Annotated in this window: 6 protein-coding genes; 5 read left to right on the top strand and 1 reads right to left on the bottom strand. The window is 39.6% G+C overall.

Features of this window, described 5'->3' with window-relative positions; all coding sequences use genetic code 11:
- The 5 genes from BM141_RS07525 to BM141_RS22860 all read left to right on the top strand — a co-directional run.
- Positions 1-316, top strand: a 316-nt coding sequence (locus BM141_RS07525; protein ID WP_143090839.1) for a transposase, incomplete at its 5' end; no start/stop codon positions are given.
- Positions 317-371: 55 nt separating this feature from the next.
- The gene (locus BM141_RS07520; protein ID WP_091542668.1) at positions 372-1,373 is read left to right on the top strand and encodes an ROK family protein; all 1,002 of its coding nucleotides are present in this window, start codon (positions 372-374) and stop codon (positions 1,371-1,373) included.
- A 23-nt stretch (positions 1,374-1,396) separates the two neighbouring features.
- Positions 1,397-1,738 carry an MGMT family protein gene (locus BM141_RS07515; protein ID WP_091542665.1) on the top strand — a complete coding sequence of 114 codons (342 nt, stop codon included), beginning with the start codon at positions 1,397-1,399 and terminating at the stop codon, positions 1,736-1,738.
- Between the two features lie 55 nt (positions 1,739-1,793).
- Positions 1,794-4,178 (top strand): S9 family peptidase, encoded by a 2,385-nt coding sequence (locus tag BM141_RS07510; RefSeq protein ID WP_091542661.1) that lies wholly within the window; start codon positions 1,794-1,796, stop codon positions 4,176-4,178.
- A 128-nt stretch (positions 4,179-4,306) separates the two neighbouring features.
- Positions 4,307-4,459 (top strand): hypothetical protein, encoded by a 153-nt coding sequence (locus tag BM141_RS22860; RefSeq protein WP_177217299.1) that lies wholly within the window; start codon positions 4,307-4,309, stop codon positions 4,457-4,459.
- 103 nt (positions 4,460-4,562) lie between these two features.
- On the opposite strand, the gene BM141_RS07505 is transcribed toward BM141_RS22860, so the two are convergent.
- On the bottom strand, positions 4,563-8,090 hold the full coding sequence (locus BM141_RS07505) for a hypothetical protein (RefSeq protein WP_143090838.1): 3,528 nt from the start codon (positions 8,088-8,090) through the stop codon (positions 4,563-4,565).
- Between the last annotated feature and the right edge of the window lie 83 nt (positions 8,091-8,173).

Genomic DNA, 8,173 nt, shown 5'->3' with positions numbered 1-8,173 from the left:
ACTAAAAGAAGAATTTGCAGAAAGAAACTTGCACTTAATCACTAAGTTAAGAGCTAATATGAAGAAAAATCAAGTATTAACAGAACCACAAGCCTATTATTTAAGGCATAGAGGATTGATAGAAACTGCTTTCGATGTACTTAAAAATCAACTAAATATAGAACATTCAAGGCACAGAAGCCCTAAAAATTTTCTTATTAATTTGCTGGCAGGCTTAATTGCTTATACATTTTTGGAAAAAACACCAAACATAAAAGCATATCCACAAAAATTAGAGGACAAACAAATTGTATTTATTCAAGAAAATGTAAAATAATTCACGTTAAAATAGCATTTTCAAAATCTAAACCTAAATTTTTTAATTCTCAAATATGAGCGATATTACCAAAGACATCATACCCGTAGTCATAGGGATAGACATAGGAGGTACAAATACAAAATTTGGCTTTGTGGATAAAGAAGGCAATTGCTTAGAGGAAGGCTCTATGCCTACGAAGGCAGAGCAGGAAATCAAACAGTTCTTGCCTCGCCTTTACCAAAGTATAGATGACCTTTTAAAAACTATTTCCATTCCCGTAGAAATACGCGGGATAGGCATTGGCGTACCCAACGGGAACTACTATACAGGAACAGTAGAAGATGCCGCCAATATCAACTGGGGGAAGATGGTGCCTTTGGCTTATTTGGTACAAGAACACTACAAGTTACCTACTGTACTTACCAATGATGCCAATGCCGCTGCCATAGGGGAAATGCTTTTCGGAGTAGCACAAGGCATGAAGGATTTTATTATCATCACGCTTGGAACAGGTTTAGGAAGTGGCTTAGTCGCTAACGGGCAATTAATCTATGGACATGACGGATTTGCAGGAGAATTAGGGCATTTGATAGTCGACCCTAATGGTCGCTTTCACGGCAACAGCAACCAAGGCGTTTTAGAGGCGTATGTATCTGCCACAGGGATTAAACGCACTGCCTTTGAAATGATGGCAAAAATGATAGAACCAAGTCCTTTGAGAGATGTGTCTTTTAATCAATTAGATGCAAGTATGATTACTGATGCCGCACTCAAAGGAGATGCTATCGCTATTGCCTGTTTTGAATATACAGGTCGCTTGTTAGGCATGAAATTAGCAGATGCAGTGGCTCATCTAAGCCCAGAGGCTATTGTACTGTTTGGAGGTTTGACCAAAGCAGGCAAGTATTTGTTAGAACCAACAAAAAAATATATGGAAGCCTATCTTTTTCCTATCTATCGCAACAAGGTCAAGCTCCTTATCTCTGGCTTAGAAGGCAAAAATGCCGCCGTGTTAGGAGCAAGTGCATTGATTTGGAGCGAGTTAGAAAAGAAAAAAGAAATCACAGTGCAGTAATTTCTTATCAATGTATATGAACGATGTTAGATTTACCCAAGTACAAAAATTTTTTTGACGATGTCTATGCAGTAGTCAGGCTTATTCCCAAAGGGAGGGTTACTTCCTATGGAGCAATTGCAGAGTACTTGGGTATGAAAAGTAGCGCGCGTATGGTCGGATGGGCAATGAATGCCGCACATACTGACCCAAGTGTACCCGCTCATAGAGTAGTAAATAGGAGTGGAATACTGACAGGAAAACATCACTTTGGCTCGCCAACAAGAATGCAAGAACTTTTACAAGCAGAAGGAATTACTGTCGAGAACGACCAAGTCAAAGATTTTGAAAAACTATTTTGGCATCCTTTGCAAGAGTTAGGATAAAATTAACGAAACCAACTTTTTTTATTTTCTTTCAAAACCTTAAAAAACCTTGACAATGAGAAAACTACTTTACCCAATTTTTTTCTTCTTATTCATTTTCAATGCTTTTGCTCAGTCCACCAAACCTGTCTTAACAGTAGATAGAATTATGCAAGACCCCAAAACTTGGATAGGGACAGCCCCCTCCCAAGTACAATGGTCTGAGGACAGCAAAACGATTTACTTTCAGTGGAATCCTGACAAAGAAGAAGTTAGCTCACTTTACGGAGTAAATATTGGCGATGGCAAAATTTTCAAAGTAAGCCCTGAACAAAAAGCTAAGTTATTGCCTTTCAATGCGGTATATAACAAAACACGTACAAAGGCACTTTTCATCAGAGAAGGCGATATTTTTCTCAAAGAAATTCCCAACGGAAATATTCTCCAACTTACTGGCACGGGAGATTTTGAGTTTAGCCCTCGTTTTTCGCTTGACGAAAGCAAAATTATTTTCCAAAGAGGAGATAACATATTCTCTATCAACTTGAAAACTGCCGCTTTAACCCAATATACTGATTTCAAAAGAGGCTCAAAACAGCCTGAGCCTAAAAAAGATGAGCAGGACAAGTGGTTAGAAAATGACCAACTGCGTTGGATTCAGGTTTTAAGGGAAAGAAAAGAAAAGGCAGACAACGCTAAAAAACGCCAAGAAGCAGAAAGTAAGTTTTCTATCAAGGCAAAAAAGCCTTTGGAGATTTATATACAAAATAAAAGTGTGGAGAATTTGACTTTAAGTCCCGATGAGAAATTTGTTACTTATCGCCTTGCCCAAAGACCTGAAAAGCCTAAAAATGCCATAGTTCCCAATTATGTAACCCAATCGGGCTACACCGAAGACATCAATACTCGCACCAAAGTAGGAAGTGACCAAGGCTCGTATGAATTTTGGGTGTATGACATTCAAAAAGATACAACTTTCATGGTCGACTTCAAAGACCTACCTAACATCAGCAAGAAGCCCGAATTTTTGAAGGAGTATGAGAAAACAAAAAAAGAGCCTGAAAAACCAAGAAAAGTTGTTCCTGCAAATATTTTGTGGACTGAGGATGGAAAAAAGGCAGTTTTAGTAATCAATTCTATGGACAACAAAGACCGGTGGTATGTGGATTTTGATGTAAGAACTGGAAAGTACAAAAACTTGGTTCAACTGCATGATGAGGCTTGGATTGGCGGACCGGGCATCGGTGGTTTTGTATTTGGCTCTGGTACTGCGGGCTGGCTTCCAGACAACAAAACTTTCTATTTCCAATCAGAAGAAACAGGCTATTCGCACCTCTATACTATCAACGTAGAAACAGGAGTAAAAAAGGCACTTACTTCTGGCAAATACGAAGTGAGAGGCGTAGAACTTTCCAAAGACAAAAAGTTCTGGTATTTGACTACCTCCGAAGTTCATCCGGGTGAAGACCACTTTTACAAAATGCCCTTAGAAGGCGGTAAAGCCATCAAACTGACCAATATGACAGGAGGCAATGATATTACTCTCTCGCCTGATGAAAAATACTTGGCTAACTTATATTCTTATAGCAACAAGCCCATAGAACTCTATTTGGCTGAAAACAAGGAAAATACCAATTTCAAACAATTAACCTTTTCGCTGACAGAAGATTTTAAGACGTACCCTTGGAGAGACCCCGAAGTACTGACTTTCAAAGCAAGAGATGGAGCAGACGTTTATGCTCGTCTTTACAAGCCTGAGAACGCCAAGGAGAATGCCCCTGCGGTGATTTTTGTGCATGGGGCAGGTTATCTGCAAAATGCACACAAACGTTGGAGTTCTTATTTCCGAGAGTATATGTTTCATAACTTATTGGTAGATAGGGGCTATTATGTTTTGGACATAGACTATCGAGCAAGTGCTGGTTATGGAAGAGATTGGCGTACAGGTATTTATCGCTTTATGGGTGGTAAGGACTTAGATGACCATGTGGACGGAGCAAAGTTCTTAGTAGAAAAGTACAAGGTGAATCCTAAAAAAATAGGCATTTATGGCGGTTCTTATGGTGGCTTCATTACACTAATGGCAATGTTCACTACTCCTGATGTATTTGCGGCGGGAGCAGCACTTCGCCCTGTAACCGATTGGGCGCACTACAATCATGGCTACACCAATAATATTTTAAATACGCCTGTCTTAGATAGTCTAAGCTATGCAAAAAGTTCGCCCATTTACCATGCCGAGGGACTAAAAGGAGCATTGCTAATGTGTCATGGCATGATAGATGTCAATGTGCATTTCCAAGATGTAGTTCGCTTAGCTCAAAGACTAATAGAGTTAAGAAAAGAAAATTGGGAATTGGCAGTTTACCCCCTCGAAGACCACGGCTTTGTAGAGCCTACGAGCTGGGCTGATGAGTATAAAAGAATTTTAAAGCTATTTGAGCAAAATTTGCGAGAATAAAGGTTTTTGAAAACTATTTCAATTTTAGATTATAACCTCATCATTTATGATTCATAGTGATTTAATATTCTCTTTACGGGCAGTTTAAAGTGGCTACTTATTTTTGCTTAAACAAAAATCAAAGTACTATGATAACAGCAATGGAAGTAGCCGCTTATGTTTTTTTTATCGTGCTGATAGTAACCTCTTTTATTATCGGAGCATGGTTGGAGAAAAGCGAAAAAGCCTTTTGGCGTAAGCGAAAAGAAGAACATGAGAAAAGCAAAACGACAGTGAATTAGAATTTTATCAATCAATTCCGTAAACCATTCGTGCAAATTGGTGCGATTCGTGGCTACAAACCATTCGTGCAAATTGGTACTTCGTACCGAGTGCAATTCGTAGCTAAAAGCACTTCTCCAAAATCACTTTTTCAAACAAACACATTCCCTCCAAAACAATCAGTGGCGAGCAGAAGTCAAAGCTATCTCCTTTTGTCCTGCGCTCCCTTGCTGCAACGTATTCAGGGTAAGTCGAGAGGTAGTTGCGGAAAGTTACAGGCAAAAGTTCCATTTCTCGCTTGATTGTCTGCGTGTTAATCAGTTTAAAACGGTCAGCAAATTGGCAATATAAATCCACAAACTTTTGCAACTGCGCAAACTGACTTGGCACACCAAACGCCCCATCAAAATTTTCCAAGTGATGCACTTCTATTTTGTCCAAATGAGTAAATTCATGCCCCTCAAAGCGGTAGCCAGACTCTCCTATGATTTCAGGTATTTCATTGGCATTGCTCATGTCCACCTCTTGGGAAGTAGAAAGCCCAAAGGAAACTTCTGATTTGTGGTGCTTGCCGCCTAAGCTACTTAAAAGCCTCAAATCTGTTAGGTTTCGCAAACCTGACAGATTTACTCCTGCAAGGAAGCAATCATTATAAAACTGCTCTCCAAGCCCCTGCACCACGCTTGGCAACCAATCAAAAATTTTACCTCCTTTGCCATAAAAGCCCCTTTGCACCATTTTGATTTCGGGATATTTTTCTATAACCTTAGCTGTAATTTGTCCACTGTAAAAACTCAAAAGCCCTGTAATGAAAGCACTTACTGCAAAAATTTCCTTTGCCTCGGTGCGGAAAAAAGTCTTATACAAGTTATCCAAATCCTCGTGATTGAGGCGGTCAAAAAGCACATTGAGGAAATAGGGTGCGGTTTGCTCATTGATATTTTTGATACCATAAATTGTCCCGATGTGAGGCATCTGCTCCACAAAAGTCTGAATAGCCGTCTGCAACTTGCGGGATTTTTTTACACTTTCTGCCAAAGCCGAAGCCGCTACTAAGACCGAACTTTGCTTGATGAGGCGATTGATGTAATTCCCTTTTTCGTCTTTTACCTTCAAAATCATCAAAATATCTGTTGTACTTCCCCCTACATCATAGCCCACTACTAAAATATCTTGCGAAGGCGACATTCCCCCCAAACTACTCAAAGCATACTTACAAACTGCTTCACTTTCGGTCAATGCTCTGTGGTCTATTGCATGGACTGCGGCAACTTTTGCTTTTGCATACTGCTCATTCAAAGGTTTTTGCATGGCTACGCTTTCCCACAAAAGCCCATATTGGATACGTGTACTTTCGCTCATTGCCGAAGGGTACGCCCAAGCCAACTCTGCGGGATATGCCTCATTTTCAGCAAATAACTCTGCATAGATTTTCAACCAAAGCGTTTTGAGCAATGCTTCCTTGTATTTGTTTTCCTTTTCCACGTGCGACCATTTCATATTGTAGTAAATCTCCGCTTGCGAAGTCCCCAAACGCACTGTATATTTTGTACTTGTAATAGGCTCACTGACAGGCACATTGTACTCAAAAACAGGAAAACCACCGCTTACAGCTTTGGCAATATCAATTTCACCTTTGGCAAGTCGCTTTTCATCATGCACTAAGATCATAGATTTGAGTTGCCCTAAGCGTTCTTCATTTTGGAAAAAAAACAATTCGTTGGGTTCGGCAGGTTTTACTTTTTGCTCGTCCTCTATTTCATTTCCCAAGAAAAATCGCCTACGATTCTTAAAATGAATAAGTTGCGGTTGTGAATAAGACTTGGTAAAACTCACACAAATATTGTTGCTTCCAAAGTCAAAACCAATTTTTGCAGGCTGTAAAGAGTTGAATTGCAACTTTTTGAAACTGTATTTGTCAGAAAGGCGAATATCTTTGGCGACCAAATACCCACATATCTTATTTCCGCCTTGTGCCAAATTCTGACTGCGGAGTTCTACTCCTTTGAAGGGCAGTTTTGACTCATAAATCTCATATTTTACATTAGTTGCGCCCAATTTGTCGTAGTCGTATTGGACTAAAAGGTTACTTAAACCTGTCAGGTCTTGAACCCGCAGTGGAACTGCTGACAGGTTTACACTCCCTAAAATCGCCAAACTATCATGCGAATCCTTTACATCAGGATTTTTAGGAATAATCTTAAACTTAAAATCATAATCTGCCAAAACAGGGTGCGCCCGCACTACCTCATTGGTATTGTGTGGCAACTCAGAATAGAGGTAATAACTCTGCCACAAATCAGACACAAAATCAGGGAAAGCAATGATTTTCTTGGAGTTAATCACATAATCTTGTGTTTTGCTTTCTCCATAAATGCTTTCAATCGTCAAGTTGCTTTTGCCATTGTCTATCTCCAAACTCAATGTAACTTTCACTTGCCGCTTTTCAGGCTCGTAAACTGCTGATAATGAGTTACGATAATTGCTATCTTTGACTTTTCCCAAGAGCAGGTGCAAAGTTTCCTCAAAGTGAATAATTCCCTTTTGGCTCAGAGGCAAAGCATAAAATCGCTTTCTCTCATCTCCTTGTGCTTCAAGCAGATGTACTGTACACTTTTCCGCAGACTCATGTGGAGCAAAGCGAATTTCTACTAAGTGCGTATCAGCGGGCAAAAGCAGTTCAGAAAGATTAACCTCTTTGGCATTATCGTTGATTTTTTGAGAATAAAAATTACCCTGATAACCGTATATCTTTGATTCTGAATTAAATATAATATCAAAAGGCTTTTTGAACTTGTCCAAACTGCCTACTAAACCCTCAGGATTGAGTTCAAAATTATTTTTGCGGGCTTGGTCTAAAATTTCCTTTTCAAAAACTGCCAAAAAGTTTTTTACCAAAGTCAAGTCATGTTTTGGTTTTTTGGGAATACTTAGCTTATCTTGGAATCGTACAATATTTTCCCTAATAAACTGCACATAGACAAAGAGTTTTTGCAGACTTTCATTGTCTAAATAAATGACAGGATTGGTAAAACGACCATTTTTATAAAAAGTTGAAATAGACTTATTTGGCTGAATCTGATACACAGGAGCGGCAAAAAGCAAGGAATGAGGCGAAGTTCCCCCAATCACGATTCCGTTGTACTTAATAATCTGAATATAAGGAGGTGTATCTGGGTTTCGTTCTATTTCTTCGGCGTCTGTCCAAAGGTGTTTAGAATCAAAAAGCATATTGCCCAATGCTCCTTTGACTTCAAATAGATTGTCTGGTCTGTCGTATTTTAACTCTACTTTTTCCACTGAAATCGGCGAATTGTCCAGTGCCAGCACTGCAATTAACCCTTTCCACTCGTCTTGGAGAGATTTAAAGAAGGAGAAAACCCCTCCCCCACCTGTTTCCCCCCCTACTGGGGGGACGGAAGGGGGGTGCGAAGGATATTCAATCGCATACCTAAACATCATTGCTCTTGCCCAAGGCGTAGGAATCCCAGAAATGACCGCAGAGAGTTCTACGCTTCCTTGGGCTGTATTGACCGTAGGAGTACTGATGTCTTTGATGAAGTTCTGCACATTTTGCATCTCGTTCCAAACGGCAGGAGTTCCTTCTGCTTGACCTTTATTAGTATTAATTATCAGTGGTTTATATTTCATTGTATTGCGTTTCGAGTTTGTAGGTTTGAATTTTTTATTTTGTTTTTTCCTTGTTACCACCATGACATAAGGCATAGAGGGTT

It is taken from the genome of Thermoflexibacter ruber (assembly GCF_900113045.1).
Taxonomy (GTDB): Bacteria; Bacteroidota; Bacteroidia; order Cytophagales; family Thermoflexibacteraceae; genus Thermoflexibacter; species Thermoflexibacter ruber.
Note: the sequence above shows the minus strand (reverse complement) of the source record. Positions and strands in the feature narration are given on the sequence as shown.